15 protein-coding genes and 1 pseudogene are annotated in these 19869 nt (G+C 72.2%); 5 read left to right on the forward strand and 11 right to left on the reverse strand.

The genetic code is table 11. The annotated features are described in order from the left end of the window. Positions 1-24: 24 nt before the first annotated feature. On the reverse strand, positions 25-1806 hold the full coding sequence (locus tag P3T41_RS05465; protein ID WP_280688224.1) for a beta-galactosidase: 1782 nt from the start codon (positions 1804-1806) through the stop codon (positions 25-27). Between the two features lie 137 nt (positions 1807-1943). Next, positions 1944-3173, reverse strand: a complete 1230-nt coding sequence (locus P3T41_RS05470) for a M23 family metallopeptidase (RefSeq protein ID WP_280688225.1) — start codon at positions 3171-3173, stop codon at positions 1944-1946. Positions 3174-3350: 177 nt separating this feature from the next. Here P3T41_RS05470 and P3T41_RS05475 point away from each other — a divergent pair, with 177 nt between their 5' ends. The 4 genes and pseudogenes from P3T41_RS05475 to P3T41_RS05490 all read left to right on the forward strand — a co-directional run. Next, positions 3351-4208: a polysaccharide deacetylase family protein gene (locus P3T41_RS05475; RefSeq protein WP_280688228.1), complete on the forward strand. Its 858-nt coding sequence runs from the start codon at positions 3351-3353 to the stop codon at positions 4206-4208. Between the two features lie 240 nt (positions 4209-4448). After that, entirely contained in the window at positions 4449-4862 is a 414-nt protein-coding gene (locus P3T41_RS05480) for a hypothetical protein (RefSeq protein ID WP_280688229.1), read from the forward strand. A gap of 71 nt (positions 4863-4933) precedes the next feature. Further along, the gene (locus tag P3T41_RS05485) at positions 4934-7417 is read left to right on the forward strand and encodes a tetratricopeptide repeat protein (RefSeq protein WP_280688687.1); all 2484 of its coding nucleotides are present in this window, start codon (positions 4934-4936) and stop codon (positions 7415-7417) included. A gap of 472 nt (positions 7418-7889) precedes the next feature. Next, positions 7890-8792, forward strand: a pseudogene (locus P3T41_RS05490) (MinD/ParA family protein); the annotation flags it as partial. Between the two features lie 164 nt (positions 8793-8956). On the opposite strand, the gene P3T41_RS05495 reads toward P3T41_RS05490, so the two are convergent. The 7 genes from P3T41_RS05495 to P3T41_RS05525 all read right to left on the reverse strand — a co-directional run bounded on the left by P3T41_RS05495 (position 8957) and on the right by P3T41_RS05525 (position 15353). Next, positions 8957-9376, reverse strand: a complete 420-nt coding sequence (locus tag P3T41_RS05495) for a hypothetical protein (protein WP_280688231.1) — start codon at positions 9374-9376, stop codon at positions 8957-8959. 183 nt (positions 9377-9559) lie between these two features. Then, on the reverse strand, positions 9560-10771 hold the full coding sequence (locus P3T41_RS05500) for a histidine kinase (protein ID WP_280688234.1): 1212 nt from the start codon (positions 10769-10771) through the stop codon (positions 9560-9562). Further along, the gene (locus P3T41_RS05505; protein ID WP_280688236.1) at positions 10768-12495 is read right to left on the reverse strand and encodes a cation acetate symporter; all 1728 of its coding nucleotides are present in this window, start codon (positions 12493-12495) and stop codon (positions 10768-10770) included. Before P3T41_RS05505 ends, P3T41_RS05500 begins: the two co-directional genes overlap by 4 nt. Continuing rightward, positions 12492-12878 (reverse strand): DUF485 domain-containing protein, encoded by a 387-nt coding sequence (locus P3T41_RS05510; RefSeq protein WP_280688238.1) that lies wholly within the window; start codon positions 12876-12878, stop codon positions 12492-12494. Before P3T41_RS05510 ends, P3T41_RS05505 begins: the two co-directional genes overlap by 4 nt. A 204-nt stretch (positions 12879-13082) precedes the next feature. Then, positions 13083-13352, reverse strand: coding sequence for a hypothetical protein (locus tag P3T41_RS05515; protein WP_280688239.1), 270 nt, complete (start codon positions 13350-13352; stop codon positions 13083-13085). A gap of 187 nt (positions 13353-13539) precedes the next feature. Beyond that, positions 13540-14439, reverse strand: coding sequence for a response regulator transcription factor (locus tag P3T41_RS05520; protein WP_280688241.1), 900 nt, complete (start codon positions 14437-14439; stop codon positions 13540-13542). A 59-nt stretch (positions 14440-14498) separates the two neighbouring features. Then, a complete protein-coding gene (locus P3T41_RS05525) occupies positions 14499-15353 on the reverse strand; it encodes a class E sortase (protein ID WP_280688244.1) in 855 nt (284 codons plus the stop codon). 146 nt (positions 15354-15499) lie between these two features. Between P3T41_RS05525 and P3T41_RS05530 the strand changes: the two genes are divergently transcribed. Further along, positions 15500-16345 (forward strand): alpha/beta hydrolase, encoded by an 846-nt coding sequence (locus tag P3T41_RS05530; RefSeq protein ID WP_280688246.1) that lies wholly within the window; start codon positions 15500-15502, stop codon positions 16343-16345. A gap of 63 nt (positions 16346-16408) precedes the next feature. Here the strand turns inward: P3T41_RS05530 and P3T41_RS05535 are convergent, their stop codons facing one another. Next, a complete protein-coding gene (locus tag P3T41_RS05535; protein ID WP_280688247.1) occupies positions 16409-17056 on the reverse strand; it encodes a hypothetical protein in 648 nt (215 codons plus the stop codon). Positions 17057-17143: 87 nt separating this feature from the next. After that, a complete protein-coding gene (locus P3T41_RS05540) occupies positions 17144-19861 on the reverse strand; it encodes a BTAD domain-containing putative transcriptional regulator (protein WP_280688249.1) in 2718 nt (905 codons plus the stop codon). Between the last annotated feature and the right edge of the window lie 8 nt (positions 19862-19869).

A 19869-nucleotide genomic window follows, 5' to 3' on the forward strand; every position in this document is an offset into this window, starting at 1 on the left:
ACACCCAGCCTAAGCGGCCCGCGGTCAGGCCCGATCGGTACCGCTCAGCCGGTCCAGCACCGGCTCGTCCACCAGCTCGAGCCCCGCCCCGCGCGGCCCGTGCAGCTCCAGCAGCACCAGCTCGTTGGCGCCGGGGCGGAGCAGCGGGCCCGGCAGGTAGAGGGTCTGCTGCGGGCCGATGTCCCAGTAGCGGCCGAGCAGGAAGCCGTTGACCCAGCAGAGGCCCTTGCCGTGGCCCTCGGTCAGCACGAACGCGTCCGCCGGACGGTCCACCTCCAGCACCGCGCGGCGGAGCACCGGACGGTCCGCCGGCTCGCCGCTCTGCGGGGGCGCCGCGACCGCCCGGCCCGGGTCGGCGAGCGGCAGCCCGAACATCTGCCAGTCCAACAGCAGTTGCTCGCCGAGCCGGACCCCGCCCGCGATGCCCTTGCGATCGGCCAGCTGCGGGCCGTAGTTGACCCGCCCGAGGTTCTCCACCAGCAGTTCCAGGCGGGCCCCGCCGGCCGGGATCGCCAACTCGACCGGCCCGCCGGTGAGTCCGGTCCGGTCCAGCACGCCCAGCGGCCGCCCGTCCAGGAAGACCTGCGCGCGGTCGCCGAGCCCGTCCACCACCAGCTCCGCCGCCTCGCGCGGCCCGCTGACCCAGGTGCGGTAGAGCACGAAGCCGTAGGACTGGTCGAGCTCCTCCATCGCCAGTGGGGCGGCGGCCTGGACCGGGGCGGCCAGCTGCTCGGCCAGCTCCAGCAGCGGTACCGGCGGGCCGAGTTCGAGGATCCGCGGTGCCAGGAACGTCACCTCGGTGTCGTCCGGCAGCGGCGGCAACTCGGTGTAGCGGCCGAGCACTTCGCGAAACGCCCAGTACTTGTCGGTCGGGCGGCCCGCCTCGTCGAGCGCGGCGTCGTAGTCGTAGCTGGTGATCGTGGGCTTCAACAACCCGTCCGTCAGGTTGGCGCCGTTCAGGTAGCCGAAGTTGGTGCCGCCGTGCGCCATGTAGAGGTTGACCGAGGCCCCGGCGGCGAGCAGCTCGTCCAGCACCCTGGCCGCGTCGCCCGCGTCCCTGGTGTGGTGCGGCGCGCCCCAGTTGTCGAACCACCCGTTCCAGTACTCCATGCAGACGGCGGGCCCGTCCGGCAGGTACTCGCGCAGCACCGCGAAGCTCTCCGCCACCCGGTCCCCGAAGTTGACCGTGGGCAGCGCGTCCGCCAGCGTGCCGCCCTGCAGCGCCGGGTGGGTCGGCCCGTCGGACGTGAAGAGCAGGCAGCCGGCCCCGCGCCGCCGCAGCCCGTCGGCGAGGTGGCGCAGGTAGGCGGCGTCGTTGCCGTAACTGCCGTACTCGTTCTCCACCTGCAACGCCAGCACCGGGCCGCCCCGTTCGGCGAGCAGCGGCAGCAGGCGCGGCAGCAGCACGTCGAACCACCGGTCGACGGCGGCCAGGAACGCCGGGTCGGCGCACCGCAGCCGCATCGACCGGTCCTTGAGCAGCCAGGCGGGCAGCCCGCCGAACTCCCACTCCGCGCAGATGTACGGCCCCGGGCGGAGCAGCACCTTCAGCCCGTGCCGCTCGGCGGTCCGGACGAACCGCTCCACGTCCAGGAACCCGCCGAAGTCGTAGTGCCCGGGCCGCGGTTCGTGCAGGTTCCAGGGCAGGTACGTCTCGACGGTGTTCAGCCCCATCGCCCGCAGCAGCCGCAGCCGGGCGGCCCACTGCTCGGGGTGCACCCGGAAGTAGTGCAGCGCGCCGGAGAGGATCCGCAACGGGCTGCCGTCGAGGGTGAAGCCGTCCCGGTCATAGGTGAGGCTGGACATCGGCGGCGAACTCCTCGGGGTGCGGGAACGGCGGACGGTGGCCATGCTCGCGGACGGGGCGTGTGGTGCGGGTTAACGCCGGTCCAGCAGACCATGGACCATCGGCGCACACCGGACGGCGCGCGGCACCGGTTGCCTCAGCGGTCCAGTCGCCGTCCGCGTCGCAACTCGCGCGCCGGACGGGCGGCCAGGCGCAGCGGTACCGGGGTGACGGTGTCCGCGGTGCGGGCCTCGGCGTGCAGGTGCAGGTGGGGCTCGGTGGTGTTGCCCGAGTTGCCGACCTCGGCGAGGGGTTGGCCGACCGTCACCCGCTCGCCCTCGGCAACCAGCAGGCTGCCGACCCTCAGGTGGGCGAGGATCAGCACGACCTCCTCGTCGGCGGCCGTGCGCAGGATCAGGTGGTTGCCGTACGCCGGCTGCGGCTGGAGCGCTCCCGGCTCGAACGGGTTCGCCAGCACCGGCTGGTCTGCGTGGCCGTCGACGGCCAGGACCACCGTGGCCTCGCACGGCGCCGCGACCACCGCGCCGTACGCGCGGTAGGCCGTCAGCCGGCGGGGCGCCAGGCCGCGGGCCCGGGCGCCGAGTCGGCCCAGGCAGAGCAGGTCGAGGGCGTACCGCTGGGTCGGGTGGGCGGCATGGTGGTTGACGGACTTTCCGCCGCCCTGGCCGACCAGCACCCGGCTGCCCGGTAGCGGGTTGGCGATCAGCAGTGGGGTCCGCTCGGCCGGGGCCTCGCGGCGGCCGGACAGCGTCGAGACGGCGGCCCACCCGGCGAACACCGGGCCGCCCAGGTAGGTCCAGAGCAGATGTCCGGTGGGCAGGCCGGGCAGCCGGGTCATCGCGAGGACCAGCGCGCCGAGGACGACCGCCGCGAACACCGCTCGGAGGTACTGGCTCGCCCAGCACCACGGCGCACTCAGCCAGAGGACCACCAGCATCGCGAGGCTGATCAGCAGGCCGGGAAGCATCAGGATCCGGCTGTCGACCAGCGCCGAGCCCACCGCGATCAGTGGGACCCCCAGGGTCGCCAGCATCAGCACCGCCAGCTGCAACAGTGCCTTCACCCGCTGCCCGACCGAGCGCGGCCGGTCGTCCAGTTGCGGCTCCAGCCAGAGCCGGCTGATCAGCCCCTGTTCGTCCACCGCTATCTCGGCCCGCAGCACCCCGCGGGGGCAGTCCACCCGGTAGGTCCCCGCCGCCTCGTCCGGCCTGATCGACCCCAACCCGCCGAAATCCTTGCGGATCCGGTCACGGATGCCTGTGAGTTTCGCGGCCCCGACCTCCGCCACGAAGCCCGGGGCGAAGAGCGCGTGATCAAGGCGCGGCCCAGTCAGATAATCTCGCAGGCGGTCCTGCTCAACACCCATACCAGTCATTCGCGCGTTCCCCCCAGTCGACGCCGACGGCCGACCCGACCGCCGCCTCAGTCTCATCGAGGGCCCGCTGTCGATCAAGCCCAACACCCAGCGGACTCCCAGGAACTGTTCGGGTTCACACGGCGTCGACTCAGATGTATCCGTCCCCGCCTGCCCTGAGGTGCCGCCATGCCGATAGCCCGGCCGTCCCAGCCGTCCGACTCGTCCCTGCCCTCCCGCCGCCGCCTGCTCGCCTGGACCACCATGGGCGCGGCCTCACTCGCCTCGGCCGCGCTGGCCGGCTGCTCCGACTCGGCCCACGCCCACGGCGCCGCCCCCGCCCAGGACGCCTCCCCCTCCGACTCGTTCTCCCCGGCCGCGCCGGTCGATCCGCAGGCGGCCTCCGGCCTGCCGAGCCCCGCGGCCGCCTCCCCGGCGGCGGTGCGTACCAAGCCCGTCTTCAAGGTGCACGACCTGCTGCCGAACGCGCCCACCGACGCGGTCGCGCTGACCATCGACGACGGCCCCAGCCCGATCTACACCCCGCAGATGCTGGCGCTGCTGCGCAAGTACGACATCAAGGCCACCTTCTCGGTGGTCGGCAGCGAGGCGCACGCGCACAAGGACCTGATCCGTCAGATCGCCGCCGACGGGCACACCGTGGCCAACCACACGATGACCCACCCACAGCCCTTCTCGCACCGCACCGCCGCCCAGATCGAGCAGCAGATCGTCGACGCCCAGTCGGTCATCGTCGACGCCGGCGCCCCGGCCCCCACCCTGTTCCGCTCCCCGGGCGGCGACTGGTCCCCGACCGTCTTCGCGACCGTCGCCAAGTACGGCATGACCCCGATCGACTGGGACGTCGACCCGCGCGACTGGAACCGCCCCGGTGTCCCGCACATCACCGAGAAGCTGATGGCCGCCCACCCGGGCGACATCCTGCTCTGCCACGACGGCGGCGGCGACCGCTCGCAGACCCTGGACGCGCTGAAGACGGTGCTGCCCGCGCTCAAGGCGAAGGGGTTGAGCTTCGTGACGCTCTGAGGCCCGACCTGACCTGTCTTTTCATCAGTTGAGCCGGGGCCCCGGCTCAACTGGCCGCTGCTGACAGCGGGACAGGTCCCCCGCCTCCTGGGAGTACAGCTGGCATCAGGCGCAGTTCTCGCATGCCGAAAATACGAATTCCACCGGCCCCGATCACGTCAGCCCGCGAGGGCGACGGGATGAGGTTTCGTCGTGCTATAAAGCGCTGACGATGCGTCATTTTCTAGGGCAGGGAGTCAGTTGTCCGAATTCGCCAAGCGCGGCCTCGCCGGGGTTCTCAGCGCCGTCGTAGCAGCAGTGACAGGCATCGCTACCAAGCAGGCCACCGACAGGCCAACTCTGAGCTGGATCGTCTTCCTGGTCTCACTTGTCACCGTTGGTGCCGCCCTGCAGTACTACCTGACTTACACGGAGGGCAGCTCGGCGACGGTAATCGCCGCCGGCCCGGGATCGGTCGCGATCGGTGGCTCCTCCCATGCTCCGATCAAGGCCAGGGCAAGCCAACGACGAGAGGCCATCGCACCGTCAGTGCCAACCAAGGGCGTTATGGCGGCGGGCGCCGGCGCTGTCGCGGTGGGTGGGGACGTCGCAGCCTCCATCGAGTCGGAGAGCATCGAGTCAGGCACCGCTAGCGCCCGCCACGGGACGATCTGATGCGTCCACGAACCAGTGAAGCCAGCGGTGCCGCCGCCGTTTCGATCAATGGTGACCCCTCTGCGGCAATCATGACCAGCCCCACAATCGTGTTCGTCCAGGCGCCTCCGAACGAAAAGTCGACTACTCCGTCCAGCGGTAGCATCGTTCGCCCATGCCTACTCCCGCCCGAGGTCCCCAACTTCACGGGCCGGGAATCGGAACTTCAGGCCGTAGGGGCCGGAGCCACATCACCCTGCCAGGCACCGCCAGTAGGCATCACGACGATCACTGGCAAGCCGGGCGTTGGAAAGACCAGCCTGGCGGTGCACATCGCCTACAGCGCGCGCTCCGCCTATGCCGATGGCGATCTCTACATGGACCTGCGCGGTCTGGACACCGAGCCGGCCTCGCCCGAGGAGGTCATGGGCCGCTTCATAAGAGCGCTCGGGAGCCCGGAAGAGGACATCCCGACCGACCCGCAGCTACGAGCCGACGCCTACCGGAGCGCCCTCGCCGACCGACCGCTGGTGATCGTCCTGGACAACGTGAGCGACGAGGGCCAGGTACGCCCGCTGCTCCCTCCGGGAAACCGTGCCTTCATGCTCGTCACCAGCCGGAATCCACTCCGTGGCCTTCAGGGCGTCACCCGCATCGATCTAGACATCTTTCCAGTCGCCACGTCGCTTGACTTTCTGGCGCAAATCGTCGGCGAGGACCATGTGTTTGGCGACGTCCCGAGCTCGCAGCGCGTCGTCGACGCCTGCGGCCACCTGCCCCTAGCGCTTCGCATCGTCGCGAACCGGCTGGCCTCGACCAGGGGCATGCGTATGGCTGACTGGGCGTCAGCTCTGGAGGACGAGCGGCACAGACTGTCAGCGTTGAAGGCCGGGGACCTGGAGATCAGGGCGGCCTTCAATCTCTCGTACCGAAGACTCGGAAAGCCCGCCAAGCGGGCATTCAAGCGGCTCTCACTCGTACCTGGCGAGGACTTCGGCGCGGGACTCTGCTCAGCACTCATGGACTGCACCGCAGGAGAGGCGCAGGAGCTGCTGGACAAACTGCTGGACACAAGTCTCATCGAGTCGGCTGCCAGCTATGGCAGATATCGATTCCACGATCTGATCAAGAGCTTCTCGCGCGGCAAGTTCCTGAAGGACTCAGGCAAGAAGGGTGAGGCACCGACACGGCGCATGCTTGCCTGGCTAGGGAACTCCGCGGCCAGAGCCCACTTCGCCGTCACCGGGAAACTGGAATCAGCCGGCAAACCCTCTGGACACACCGCACCGATCGACTCCAAGGAGTCGGCTCATCGCTGGGCTGACGATGAGCTGCCGAACGCCACCGCAGCAATCGCAATACACCTGGGCAGGAAATCTGCCGAACATGCAGCACTCCTAGCCCTCCATCTGTACGCCGTCTGTGAGACCCTCGGCCGCTGGCAGGCCTGGGAGGAGGTGTCCAGCCGTGGCTTCGATGCCGCCGAGGCACTTCGAAATGACGGCTATAAAGCTTTCTTTCTCTTCGCGCGAGCCAACCTCGCCCGCAGCAGGCGGGAGTTCCCGGCAGCTCTAGCGATCGCTCGTGATGCATACGAGTTGGCCACCGCGTCCAAGAATCCTCTGGCCGTCGCCCCGGCTGCCAACATCCTGGGCTGTCTCCTGCTCGACTGCGGCGCGCCCGCCGAGGAGATCAACCCGTACCTGCAACAGAGCCTCGATCTATATGAACAGCAAGGGAACGAGCACGGCGTCAGTACGGTCATCTACAACCTTGGGACGATTAACCGCGCCAGCGGCAAGTATCGCGAGGCGTTCCAAGGGTTCCAACATGACCTGCAGTCCTGCAAGAAATCCGGTGACGAGCCAGGGATGGCCGAGACACTCAATACCTTGGCACTCGCATACGTCGACAGCGGACAGTTCAACGAGGCCGAGGCTCTACAGCGGCAGGCGCTTGAGCTTTCCAAGCACCTCGGAAATCCGCACCTGATGAGCACAATCATGAACGACCTTGGGCTTACTCTCCGACGGCTAGGGAAGCTGGACGAGGCTCTGGAGATCCATTTGGAGGACATCGAGCTTTCACAGCAATCCAGGAATGATTCGGGCGCGGCACTGGCGAAAGCGAACGCGGCCGCAACGCTTTACGTGCTCGAGAAAGACAACGAGGCTTTCGAGCTGTTCAATGCTGCAATCTCCGCTTTCACCCACCTGGGAGACCAGAAACGGCTCGCCAACACCCTGGTAGCCCAAATCCCACTCCTCTTCGCCCTTGGCCGAAGGTCGTATGCGGAGCAGAGTGCAGCCGAAGCAATCACCATCATGAAGGAGTTCGGCGACCTTCAGCATCTCGCGGGCGCCTACCAGGTTCTGACCTGTGAATATGACGAGGCAGGCGAGTACGAGCGCGCGTGGGACTACGCGCAGCTGGCACTCGGCCTCATCGCCTACCTCTCCCCGTTCATGCGCCGTACGACTCTGGCGGTGGCCCTCGGCGTGGCGGAAAGCCTCGGACTCATCGATCAGACTGCCGACTTGAAGCAGCGACTGCAGGCCCTACCCAGAACAGAGTGAGCTCCAGCCGATCATCCCGGCCGGGCCTGCTCCAGCACCCCTCCTGGAGTCAGTCTGGTGGACTCGGCTGAACCGGCGCGGCCGGCTGCGCCGTAGTGCGAGGTGAAGGTCGTCACCAGCCCTGCGCAAGGCGGAGATCAGGAGGCCACAGATGGCAGCAGCAGTGGGCGCCACCACCGTCGTCACGCTCGACCCCGGTTTCTGGGGGGACGCTCCGGACTACACGCCGGCTTCGCTGCCGGCCAGGGCGGCAGCGGCAGCGGACGGTCCGGAGCAACTGCCGGAGTGGGCCACGCCGATGGATGCCCTCGGGACGGTGCTGGTGCCGCCGGAGGCGCGGCGGCCCGGGCCGGTGCTGCCCGGGCCGGCCGAGGAGGCGTCGGCGGCGGTCACGCTCCCGCTGCCGCCGTACCAGCCGGAGCCGGCCCCCCAGCAGCCGGCCAGTCAGCAGCCGGTCGCCGAGCAGACCGCGCTGGGGCACACCGCCGCCGTCGAGCTCAGCTCCGACCGGTTGGTCCGGCGGCAGCCGCAGCGTTCGCAGCGGAGTCTGCCGTTCGGGCGGGGCGGGCGGCAGCGGGACGAGAAGCTGAAGTTGATCCGCACGCCGCTGGCCAGTTGCTACCGGATCGCCGTGATCAGCCTCAAGGGCGGGGTCGGCAAGACCTCGGTCACCATGGGGCTGGGTGCCACGCTGGCCGGGGAGCGGGCCGACAAGGTGATCGCCGTCGACGCCAACCCGGACGCCGGGACGCTGGGGCGCCGGGTGCGTCCGGAGACCACCGCGACCATCCGCGACCTGGTCGACGCCCTGCCGCAGGTGCGCAGTTACATGGACATCCGGCGCTTCACCTCGCAGACCAGAGCCGGGCTCGAGGTGCTCGCCAACGACGTCGACCCGGCCGTCTCCACCGCCTTCGACGACCGGGACTACCGGCAGGTGATGGATGTGCTCAGCACCCAGTACCCGCTGGTGCTGACCGACTCGGGCACCGGCCTGCTCTACAGCGCGATGCGCGGCGTGCTGGACCTCGCCGACCAGTTGATCGTCGCGGCGACGCCGAGCGTGGACGGCGCGAGCAGTGCCAGCACCACCCTGGAGTGGCTGGCCGCCAACGGCTACCAGGACCTGGTCGCGCGGAGCATCACGGTGATCTCCGGCGTCCGCGACACCAGCCGGCTCATCCGGCTGGACGACATGGTCACGCACTTCGAGACCCGCTGCCGCGGCGTCGTGGTCGTCCCCTTCGACGAACACCTGGCGACCGGCGCGGAGATCGAGCTGGACAAGCTGCGGCCGAAGACGCGTGGTGCCTACCTGGACCTGGCGGCGATGGTCGGCGAGGAGATGCAGCGCGCCCGGCTCGCCGCCGGGATACACCTCTCGCCCAAGCAGCACCGCGCGGCGGTGGCGGCGGGCTGAGCCTGGCCCGCCAGAAGACGGAGAAGCACGCATCCCCGGCCGAAGCACCTTGTGCGGCCGGGGATGTGACGTATCGTCAATCAACGTTCAAGCGTTCAGAGGTTCAAACGTTCAAAGGTTCAGGAGAGCGCCGCGATCAGCCGCTGGACGCCGTCCTCGCCGAAGCGGTGGATGAGCAGGGTGATCCAGTCCAGCGCCACGGCTCGGTCGGCCGCCGACCACTCGTCGACCGAGGGGTGCTCGTCCAGCACCATCGCCTCGGCCAACACCCGCATGCCGAGTTCGGGCTGGGGCAGCGGGCCGCTGCCCAGCCCCTCGGTGGCCAGTCGCCGGGCGACCGTGATGACCGCGTCCGCGGGGGCCGGCGGGACCGCCAGACCGGTGCCGAGCGGCAGTGAGGTGGCCGACCACGGGTCGACGTCCGCTTCGCGCTCCGCGTCGGTGGCGAGGCCGGTCGTCGGCTCGGCCAGCCACCCGGCAATCAGGCCTCGGACTTCGTCCTCGCCGAACGTGTCCCGCTCCCCATCGGCATCGTTCACGGCGACAAGTCTGCCACGCGGGCCGATCATTGTCGTACTCATCCGGTCCCCGTCTCGTCTGTGGCTCGAGCGGCCCGCGAGGCGCGCGAACCGCTGACGTGCAGGAGAACGGGACGGCGCGGACCGCCGGTTCAGGCGGCCGGTCCGGGCTGCCCTTTCAGGCAACTGGTTCAAGCGGCCGGTTCAGGCAGCCGGTCCGGGCGGGGCGGTGACCTGGACGCCCGGGTGGTACTTGGGGATCCGGACGGTGATCTTCATGCCGGCGCCGACCCCGGTCTCGATCATCAGGCCGTGGTCGTCCCCGTAGACCTGCCGCATCCGCTCGTCCACGTTGCTCAGGCCGATGCCGTGCGAAGGCCCGCCCCGGCCGGCCAGGATCTCGCGCAGCCGCTCGGGCTCCACGCCGACGCCGTCGTCCTCGATCACCACCACCGCCTCCGAGCCACCGTCGTCGGCCGTGATGACGATCCGGCTGGCGTCGGGGTGGCCCTCGATGCCGTGCTTGACGGCGTTCTCCACCAGCGGCTGGAGGCAGAGGAAGGGCAGCGCCACCGGCAGCACCTCGGGCGCCACCCGCAGGGTGACCCGAAGCCGGTCCCCGAACCGGGCCCGGACCAGGGCGAGGTACTGGTCGATGGAGCGCAACTCGTCGGCGAGGGAGGTGAAGTCGCCGTGCCGGCGGAACGAGTAGCGGGTGAAGTCGGCGAACTCCAGCAGCAGTTCGCGGGCCCGGTCCGGGTCGGTGCGGACGAAGGAGGCGATCGCGGCCAGCGAGTTGAAGATGAAGTGCGGGGAGATCTGCGCCCGCAGGGTGCGGATCTCGGCCTCGATCAGCCGGCTGCGGGAGCGGTCCAGCTCGGCCAGCTCCAGCTGGACGGCGACCCAGCGGGCGACCTCGCCGGTGGCCCGGAGCAGCGCCGGCGACTCGTCGGGGCCGAAGGCCGCGAGCGCGCCGAGCACCCGGCCGTCCACCTCCAGCGGCGCCACCGCCGCCCAGCGCAGGTCGCAGCCGGGCACCGTGCACGCCACCCCGACCACCCGCGGGCGCCCGTCCGCCAGCACGTCGGCGACCAGGACCATCGCCTCGGCCCGGTGGTGGTCCCCGGCGCCGTCCCAGGTGAGCGCGGTGTCCAGGTCGGTGAGGCAGAGCGCCGGGGTGCCGAGCAGCGAGCGCAGCCGGCGGACGGCCTTGCGGGCGGTGTCCTCGGTCAGCCCGGCGCGCAGCGGCGGGGCGGCCAGCGCGGCGGTGTGCAGGGTGTGGAAGGTGGCGCGCTCGACGGGTGTGCCCAGGTCGCGCTCGTCCCGGGTCCGGCGGCGGCTCAGCGTCCACTGGAGCGCGGCTCCGGCGGCGACGCAGCACAGTGCGCCGAGCAGCAGGGCGAGTGCCTCGATCATCGGCGGACGCCTCCTGGGCTGCGGGTGGGTCGGGTGGGCTCGGGCAGGTGCAGGCGCGCCAGGGTGGCGTCCGTCCGGGGCGGCACGCTGCCGGGGGTGGCGAGCGAGACCGTGATCATCACCAGGAAGCCCAGCGGGACGCTCCACACCGCCGGCCAGGCGAGCAGCGCGTGCGGCCAGCCGACCGGGAACCAGTCGGCCATGGTGAGGCCGGCCGCCACGAGGGCGGCGCCGCCGCCGGTGACGGCACCGGCGATCGCGCCCGGCGGGGTCAACCGGCGCCACCAGATGCCGAGCACCAGCATCGGGCAGAACGAGGAGGCGGCGACCGCGAAGGCCAGTCCGACCGCGTCGGCCACCGGCAGGTCCGAGGCGACCAGCGTGAAGACGGTCGGCGCGGCCACCGCCAGCACGGTGGCGCGCTGGAAGCCCTTGATGCCGACCGACGGCAGCACGTCCTGGTGCAGCACGCCGGCCAGCGAGACGGCCAGGCCGGAGGAGGTGGCGAGGAAGGCCGCGAACGCGCCGCCGGCCAGCAGCGCGCCGAGCAGCGCGCCACCGGTGCCGCCGAGCAGCCGTTCCGGCAGCACCAGCACGGCCGCGTCGGTGTTCCCGGTGAGCGCCAGGTCCGGGGCGTAGACCCGGGCCAGCGCCCCGTAGATCGGGGGCATCAGGTAGAAGACGCCGAGCAGACCGAGCACCACGAGCGTGGTGCGGCGAGCCGCCCGGCCGTTGGGGCTGGTGTAGAAGCGGACCACCACGTGCGGCAGCCCCATGGCGCCGAGGAAGGTGGCCAGGATCAACCCGTAGACGGCGTACAGCGGGTGGGAGCCGTGGTCGGCGGACGGGGGGCGGCCCCAGGGCGAGCCGGCCGCGCCGTCGACCCGGCTCGGCACCTGGGCGTGCGCGGGGAAGGTCAGGTCGGTGTGGCCGGCCACGGTGTGGACGCCCGCGGTGAGCGCCAGCGGGACCTGCTCGTAGGCCTGGCCGTCCAGGGTGCCGTCCACGGTCACCTGGACCGGGTCGGGCACCCGGATCCGGACCGCCTGGTCCACCTGGACCACGGTGGTCTTCTGGAAGACCGGGTGCTGGACCTGGCCGGTGGGCGAGCCGTCGGCGTGCCAGGCCAGCAGCAGGAAGATCAGCGGGACCAGCAACGCGGTCAGCTTGAGCCAGTACTGGAAGGCCTGGACGAAGGTGATGCTGCGCATCCCGCCGGCCATCACGTTGGCGGTGACCACCACGGCGACCAGCACGCCGCCGACCCAGCGCGGCGCTCCGGTGACGGTCTGCAGGGTCAGCCCGGCGCCCTGGAGCTGCGGCAGCAGGTAGAGCCAGCCGATGCCGAGCGCGAAGGCGCTGGCCACCCGCCGGACCTGGCGGGACTCCAGCCTGGCCTCGGCGAAGTCGGGCAGCGTGTAGGCGCCGGAGCGGCGCAGCGGGGCGGCGACGAAGAGCAGCATCACCAGGTAGCCGGCGGTGTAGCCGACCGGGTACCAGAGCACCTCCCGACCCTGGGTGAGCACCAGGCCCGCGATGCCGAGGAAGGAGGCCGCGGAGAGGTACTCGCCGCTGATCGCCGCGCCGTTGAGCCGGGGGTTGACCATCCGGGAGGCGACGTAGAAGTCGGAGGTGGTGCGCGAGACCCGCAGGCCCAGCGCGCCGATCAGGACCGTCGCCGCCGAGACCACCGCGACCGCGACGAGCGCGTAGGAGCCGCTCATCCGGTCGTCCCGGCCGCGCCGTCGTCCGGTGGCCTGCTCTCGTTCGCCTCGGCCCGTGCGACGTACCAGCGGCCGATCAGCCAGAGCACCGGGTAGCTGAGCACGCCCAGCACCACCCAGACCGTGTTCACGCCGGCGATGCTGCTGCCGGCCAGGCCCGGTGCCACGGCGAAGAGCAGCGGGAGCAAGGCGATCAGCAGCACCAGGGCGGCCGCGGCGGTGAGGGAGGTGCGCAGCTGACGCCGGATCAGCGCGCTGACGGCGGGATCGGCGGGCTCGGCCGGCGGGGGCGCGGGGGCCGAGCCTCTGGGAGCCGGGACCCGTCCGGCGCGCGGTCCGCCGGTGACCAGCTCGCGGCGCGGGCGCGGCTCCTCTGCGGTCACGGTGCTTCCCTCCGCGTCGGCATGCGCGCATGTGTGCGCACACATGCGCGCATGGCACGGCAGCCGCCCGCCGCTGTCGGTGTCTTGAGTCGCACAGTGTACGCATCCGGTCGGATGCGGTCATCACCGATCACCACGGGAAAACACACGGAAAATACAGTGAAAACAGGGGAGAAACCGGCGGTGCCGGGCGGCGGCCCGGGGTCAGCGGCCGGACGTCCCGGACGCCGCGGTGTGGGCGATCTGCAGCTCCACGAAGGACTCCTCGGCCCGGCGGAAGGCGATCTCCATCGCGGCCGCCGCTGGGGCACTCGCCAGCCCCCGGCTGGCCTCGGAGACCTCCAGGAGCACATCGGCCCACCAGGCCGCCACCGTCTTCAACCGCCCCAGGTGCTCGGCGAGTTCGCGAGGATTGGTGGGTGTCCCGACCGGGAGGCGATGGACCTCGACCAGCAGCTCATCGATGTGGGACACCCCTGGTTCCTCCTAGCTCGGTCCGCCGTCCGCAGGACATCCCGCGGTCCCCTTCACGGCGCGGGACCAGGGCCAACGATAGGGCAACCCCCTCTGTGCGGAGGGCATTCGGCGAGCCCCGTCGCCGTACGGCGGCTCTGGTGCGCCGTACGGCAGCGGCGCGGCGACGAACGGTCGCGGCAGGCCGCTACCCCGGGCCGTTGGTGGCCCGGCGGACCAGCAGATCGCGCAGCGCCCGGGCGTTGCGGCGGCTCACCGCGAGCAGCTCACCGCCGACCCGGACACTCACCGCGCCGCCCTCCGTCTGCAGTTCCTGCACCGCGCGCAGCGCCACCAGGTAACGGCGGTGGATCCGGACGAACCCCTGCGCGCGCCACCGCTCCTCCAGAGTGGCGAGCGGGATCCGGACCAGGTGGCTGCCGGTGGCGGTGTACAGGCGGGCGTAGTCGCCCTGGGCCTGGGCGTAGTCGATCTGGTCGACCGGGACGAACCGGGTGATGCCGCCCAGCTCGACCGGGATCACGTCGTCCGCCGGGAGCGGGGCGGCGGGCGGCTCGGCGTGATCGGGTGCCCGCGCGGGTCCGGCGAGCGCCGGCGGCACTGGCGGCACTGGCGAGACCGACGGGACCGACGGGGCTGACGGCGCGGCGGGCTCCGGCGGCGCCACGGGCGCGGCCGGCGGCGCGGCACGGTCCGGCTCGACCCGCTCGCAGACCCGGCGGACCGCCTCGGCCAGGCGCTCCCGGCGGACCGGCTTCAGCACGTAGTCGACCGCCTTGAGGTCGAAGGCCTGGACGGCGTACCCCTCGTGGGCGGTGACGAAGACGATGGCCAGCGGCTTGGCGAAGCCGGCCAGCAGCCGCGCGGTGTCCAGGCCGTTGAGCCCCGGCATGTTGATGTCGAGGAAGACCACGTCCAGCCGGTTGTCCCCGTCGTTCCCGGTCTCCAGGGCCTGGCCGATCCGCCGCAGCGCCTCGGTCGCGTTGCCCGCCCCGTCCGCCCGCTCGACCCGGGGGTCGGCGCGCAGCAGGTAGAGCAGCTCCTCGAGGGCCGGGGGTTCGTCGTCCACCGCCAGTACACGTAGCACGGCGTTGGAGTCTAGTGCCGCGTCAGGCAACAGGGCCTGTCCGGGCGTGGCGTCCCCGTTCACAGGCCGGGGATCCCGGTGGGCTGGGCGGAGCGCGGGACGACCTTCACCAGTTGCCCGAAGCGGATCAGCCGGCCCGCCGAGCTGTACTCGGGCGTGCAGGTGGTCAGGGTCAGGTAGCGGCCCGGCGCGGTGAAGCCGGAGCCGGCCGGGATCGGGGCCAGCACGCCGACGTCCCCGGTGGCGACCTGGGGGATGCCGCCGGTGAAGGCGTAGACGAAGAACTCGTCCGCCGTCTCGACCACGGCCTCGTCGCCCGGCTTGAGCTCGGCCAGCCGGTTGAACGGCGCGCCGTGGGTGGTGCGGTGCGCGGCCAGCGCGAAGTTGCCCAGGCCCTGCCAGGGGAAGGCGGTCTCCTGGGCGCCGGAGTAGTGGCCGATCAGTCCGTGGTCGAGCACGGTGGTGGTGTCGGTGCCCTCGGCGATCGCGGTGTCGAGGCCGATCGCGGGGACGTGCAGCACGGCGAAGGCCTGGCCCTCGGCGTAGTGCTGGGGGTAGCTGCCGGTCGCGGTGAGGCCATGGGCAGCGGTGGCGGTCGGGCTCGGGACGGTGGACGAGCTCGGCCCGGCGGTCGGGCCGGCGGACGGCTTCGACGCGGCCGCCGCCTGGCTCCAGCCGCGCTCGACACCGGCGGTGACCTGAGCGGCCTGGTCGCGGGCCTGCTGGTCACCGATGGTGAACTCGTAGACCAGCGGCAGCGGCAGCCCGATCCCCAGCGCCAGCAGCGCCGCCCCGCTCCCCCGGGAGAGCCGCAGCCGCCGCTGCCGCGCCCGCTTGCGCGCCGCCGCGCGCTGGACGCTCCACGACCACCGGCTGAGCTGGCGGTCGAGCGGGTTCGGGTCACCGGTCGGCATGACGACTCCCGTCAGGTGCGGAACTGCGGACAAGGCGCCGGAATCCACCGGCACTTGTGGAACACGGCCCGGAGCCGGTGCCGGGTTCACCGAGGTGGTGTGGTCTGATCATCAGGCCTCACGCGCCACCGACAGGAGCTGACCCCATGTCAACAGCCACCGCCACCCAGCTGGTCATCGGCCAGCACACCTTCGACGCCCTGGTCGCCGGGCCGGCCGACGGCGAACTCGTCCTGCTGCTGCACGGGTTCCCCGAGTTCGCGGACTGCTGGACCGAGCAGCTCGACGCCCTCGCCGCAGCCGGCTACCGCGCTCTCGCGGTGGACCAGCGCGGCTACTCCCCCGGCGCCCGGCCCGAGACCGTCGAGGAGTACGCCGTCGAGAAGCTGGTCGCGGACGCCCTCGGCTTCGCCGACGCCCTCGGCGCCGAGCGCTTCCACCTGGTCGCCCACGACTGGGGCGGCCTGGTCGCCTGGGCGCTGGCCTGGGCCCACCCGGAGCGGCTGCGCAGCCTCACCGTGCTCGCCACCCCGCACCCCGAGGCCCTCTACCGAGCCCTCACCGGCGACGGCGACCAGCGGGAACGCTCCCAGTACGTCCGGCACTTCCGGCTGCCCGGGCACGTCGCCGAGCTGGGGCTGCTGGCGGACGACGCGGCCACGCTGCGCGCGCTCTACCGCGGCGCGCTGTCGCCGGAGCTGATCGAGTCCAACGTGAAGCGGCTGACCGAGCCGGGGGCACTGACCGGCGGGATCAACTGGTACCGCGCGCTCAACGAGGAACTGCGGGTGCCAGCCGGCGAGATCACCGTGCCCACCCTCTTCGTCTGGGGCACCGAAGACCGCGCGCTGGGCCGCGAGGCCGCCGAGCTGACAGCGGACCACGTCAAGGCGCCGTACCGCTTCGTGGCCCTGGAGGGCGCCACCCACTGGCTGCCCGAGGCCGACGCCGAGCGGATCATGCCGCTGCTGCTGGAGCACCTGGCCGGCTGAGCCTTCCGGACGGTCCGCAGGCCCGTCGCGGGGAGTCGACGGGCCTGCGGGAGTGCGTCCGCGTCAGTGGTGACGCGCGGCGCGGCGGGTGAAGAAGAGGACGGCGCCACCGGCGGCCAGCAGGGCGGCGGCCCCACCGGCGATGCCCGTCACGTTGCCGGCACCGGTGAAGGCGAGCTGCTGGCCCTTGGGCGAGGCGCTCGCGGTCGGGCTCGACGGAACCACGGCCGCCGGCTTGGACGGCGAGGCGGTCGGCGTCGCGCTCTGCGATGAGCTCGGGGTGACCGACGGGCTCGCGGGGACGCTCTTGGTCGGGGTCGGGGTCGGGGTCGGGCTCGGCGACGGGCTGGCCGGCGCGCACTTGGGCTCGGCGACCGTGGTGACCGAGGCGTGCACGTCCTCGCCCGGGAGGTCGAACTTGACCGTCCAGGTGGTCCCGGCACCCGCGTAGGGGACGGTGAAGTCGGCGGTGCCGCCGCCCTTGACCGTGCCCTTGACGGTGTCGCTCGTCCTGTCGTTGCCGATCACGAACGAACCCTCGTGCGAGTCCTTGTCCGTCACCGTGAGGACGATCTTGCCGGGCTCGTCCTTGCAGGTCGCGGTGAGCGTGACGCTGCCCGGCGCCCAGGCGTACGCGGTGCCCGCACCGCAGATCACGGACGCGGCGAGGCCGGCCGTACCGAGAGCGACCGCGGCCCTCTTGCGAGTCATGCTGTCTCCATCTGTCTCAGGTGTCTCGCCCGAAGGCCGGGCGCACCCCGCAGAACGGGCCCGCCGCCACCCCTGGTTCAGAGCTCGCTACCCCCGGTTCGGACCGTGGTTCAGCCTGGCCACCAGCTCGCCGCCCTCCGCCACGAACTGATCCCGCTGCGGGAACGCCTCCTGGGCCATCGCCAGAACCGGCTCCAGCACGCCCCGGGCGAGTTCCAGCGCCTCCCCGGGCCGGCCGAGCAACTCCAGCACCAGCGCCCGCTCCAGTACCAGCCAGCGGTGCTCCTCCTCCGTGCACACCTCGCCGAGCGCCAGCGCCCGTTCGACGTACCGCAGGGCCGACTCCGGGTCGCCGCAACTGCGGGCCAGCCGGCTGCACCGGCGCAGCACCGCCGCCAGGACCCGTGGTTCGTCCAGGGCCTGCGCGCAGCCCACCGCGGCCTCCCAGACGGCGAGGCAGGCCATCGGCGGCCGGCCCAGCGCCTCGCCGCAGATCGCCAGCCGGATCTGGCCGGCGCACAGGTTGCGCAGGTCCCCGGCGGCCATCGCGGTGGCCACGGCCCGTTCCAGGTGGGGCAGGCCCTCCTCGGGGCGGCCGGCCCGGGTCAACGCGAGCCCCAGCTGCCCGGTGAGCCGGCCGACGGCGGTGGGCGAACCGGTCGCCTCTGCGGCGCGCAGGCCGATGGTCGCGGTGGTCAGCCAGTGCCGGGCCGGGTCGGAGCGCCAGTAGAGCGTGCTGAGGTTCTCCACCAGCCGCCAGGCGTGCCCGGCGCGGCCCAGCCGGGCGGCCTCCTGGATCAGGAAGCGCAGCTCCGGCTCGTGCTCGCCGTACCATTCCTGTTCCTCGACCCCGGTCTCCCAGGAGGGCAGGCCCGGCGGCTGCGGTCCGGCCGGGCGCTCCACCGACCACCAGAAGACCGCGAACGGCTCCGCCGCCGCGGCGCTGACCGCCAACCCGAAGTCGAGCAGCCGCTCGAAGGCCTCGTCCCGCTCCTCGGTGGGGACGGTCTCCGCCAGCAGGTGGGTGGAGTAGCGGCGGATCAGGCTGGAGCGGGTGTAACGACCGGGCCGTTCCTCGGAGATCAGGTGGTAGGCGGCCAGGATGCCCAGCGCGAACCGGGCCAGGGTGAGGTCGCAGCCGAGCAGCGTCGCCGCCACCCCGGGGTTGATCCTGCCCCCGGAGCAGAGCCCGAGCAGCGCCAGCAACCGCGCTGACACCGGCGGAAGTTGACGATACGTCAGAGCGAGGGTGGCCCTGATGCCGATGCCGCCGAAGGTGTCCAGGCCGGCCAGGCCGGTCTGTTCGTCCTCGATCTCGGCCACCAGTTGCGCCACCGTCCACCCCGGCCGGACCGCCAGCCGGGAGGCGCAGATCCGCAGCGCGAGCGGCAGCCGGTCGCAGAGCCCGGCGAGGCGCCGGGCGGCCGCCGGATCGGCCGCCACCCGCGCCTCGCCGACGGTGGCCGTCAGCAGCGCGACGGCCTCCTCGACCGGCAGCGGCTGGAGCAGGTGCCAGGCCGCCGCGTCCTGGGCGACCAGGTCGAGCAGCGCGATCCGGCTGGTCACCACCACCGCGCAGCCCTCGCCGGCGGGCAGCAGCGCCCGGACGTCCTCGGCGGAGCGCACGTTGTCGAGCACCAGCAGCAGGCGGCGGTCCCTGGTCAGCCGTTCGAACAACTCGGCCAGCGCCTGCTCCCCGGCCGGGATCTGCTCCGGTTCCACGCCGAGCGCCAGCAGGAAGCCGCTCAGCACGTCCTGCGGATCCTTCGGATCCTGCTCGTCGAAGCCCCGGAGGTCGGCGAAGAGCCGGCCGTCGGGGTAGCGGCCGGCCGCCCGGTGGGCCCAGTCGACGGCCAGCGAGGTCTTGCCGACCCCGGCCGGGCCGACCACCACCGCCAGCGGCACCTCGCCCGGCCTCGGTTGGAGCGCCTGGTCCAGCCACTGGCTGTCGCAGGCCCGGCCGATCAGCCGGTCGACGCGGGGCAGCCGCTCCGGGCCGGCGTCGCCCACCGTCGGGCCGGCGGGATCGGCCGGGGGTGCCACAGCGGCCGGGACCGCGGCCCGGTCCGGCTCGGCGGCGGGCTCCCCGGCGAGCACCCGGCTGAGCGCCTCCCGCAACTCGGGCCCCGGGTGGACGCCGAGCTCCGTGCGGAGCAGCGTCGCGGCCCGCCGGTAGGCCTCCAACGCCTCGGCCTGCCGGCCCGCGTGGGAGAGGCAGCGCATCAGGGCCGCGACCAGGTCCTCCCGCAGCCCTTCGGCCAGCACCGCCACCTCGAGCACCGGAATCACCCGGCCGATCCGGCCCCGGCGCAGCTCGCAGTCGGCCCAGGCCGTCAGCACGGTGAGGCGCACGTCGTAGAGCCGCACCGCCACCTCCCGCTGGAAGGCGCTGGGCGGCAGGTCCGCCATCGTGCTGCCGCGCCAGAGGCCGAGGGCCTGCTGGAGCAACTCCGAGCGCTCGTCCTGGTCCTCGGTGGCCCGGGCGCGCCGCCACAGATCCGCGAAGACCTCGCTGTCCACCAGCGACGGATCCCCGGTCAGCCGGTACCCGGAGGGGAGGGTCTGCAGGCAGAGTTCCTGCGGCAGCACCTTGCGCAGGGCCGCGACATGGCCGTGCAGTGCGGCCTTGGCCTGGGCGGGCGGCTCGCCGTCCCAGACCAGGTCGAGCAGCCGGTCGACGGAGAGCGGCTGGTTGATCTCCAGCGCCAGCGCGGCCAGCACCGCCCGGCGCTTGGGCCCGCCGATCTGCACCGCCGCGCCGCGCGCGTCGCGCAGCGCGATCGGCCCCAGCAGCAGGACCAGCATGCGGACTC

Source organism: Kitasatospora sp. GAS204B (genome assembly GCF_029892155.1).
Lineage (GTDB): Bacteria > Actinomycetota > Actinomycetes > Streptomycetales > Streptomycetaceae > Kitasatospora.

Excerpts from the sequence above, each read along its gene's own strand:
- P3T41_RS05470 (WP_280688225.1), bottom strand. The coding sequence starts at position 3,173 with ATGGGTGTTGAGCAGGACCGCCTGCGAGATTATCTGACTGGGCCGCGC.
- P3T41_RS05535 (WP_280688247.1), bottom strand. The coding sequence starts at position 17,056 with ATGACTCGCAAGAGGGCCGCGGTCGCTCTCGGTACGGCCGGCCTCGCC.
- P3T41_RS05475 (WP_280688228.1), top strand. The coding sequence starts at position 3,351 with ATGCCGATAGCCCGGCCGTCCCAGCCGTCCGACTCGTCCCTGCCCTCC.
- P3T41_RS05505 (WP_280688236.1), bottom strand. The coding sequence starts at position 12,495 with ATGAGCGGCTCCTACGCGCTCGTCGCGGTCGCGGTGGTCTCGGCGGCG.
- P3T41_RS05465 (WP_280688224.1), bottom strand. The coding sequence starts at position 1,806 with ATGTCCAGCCTCACCTATGACCGGGACGGCTTCACCCTCGACGGCAGC.
- P3T41_RS05500 (WP_280688234.1), bottom strand. The coding sequence starts at position 10,771 with ATGATCGAGGCACTCGCCCTGCTGCTCGGCGCACTGTGCTGCGTCGCC.
- P3T41_RS05525 (WP_280688244.1), bottom strand. The coding sequence starts at position 15,353 with ATGCCGACCGGTGACCCGAACCCGCTCGACCGCCAGCTCAGCCGGTGG.
- P3T41_RS05540 (WP_280688249.1), bottom strand. The coding sequence starts at position 19,861 with ATGCTGGTCCTGCTGCTGGGGCCGATCGCGCTGCGCGACGCGCGCGGC.
- P3T41_RS05485 (WP_280688687.1), top strand. The coding sequence starts at position 4,934 with ATGACCAGCCCCACAATCGTGTTCGTCCAGGCGCCTCCGAACGAAAAG.
- P3T41_RS05530 (WP_280688246.1), top strand. The coding sequence starts at position 15,500 with ATGTCAACAGCCACCGCCACCCAGCTGGTCATCGGCCAGCACACCTTC.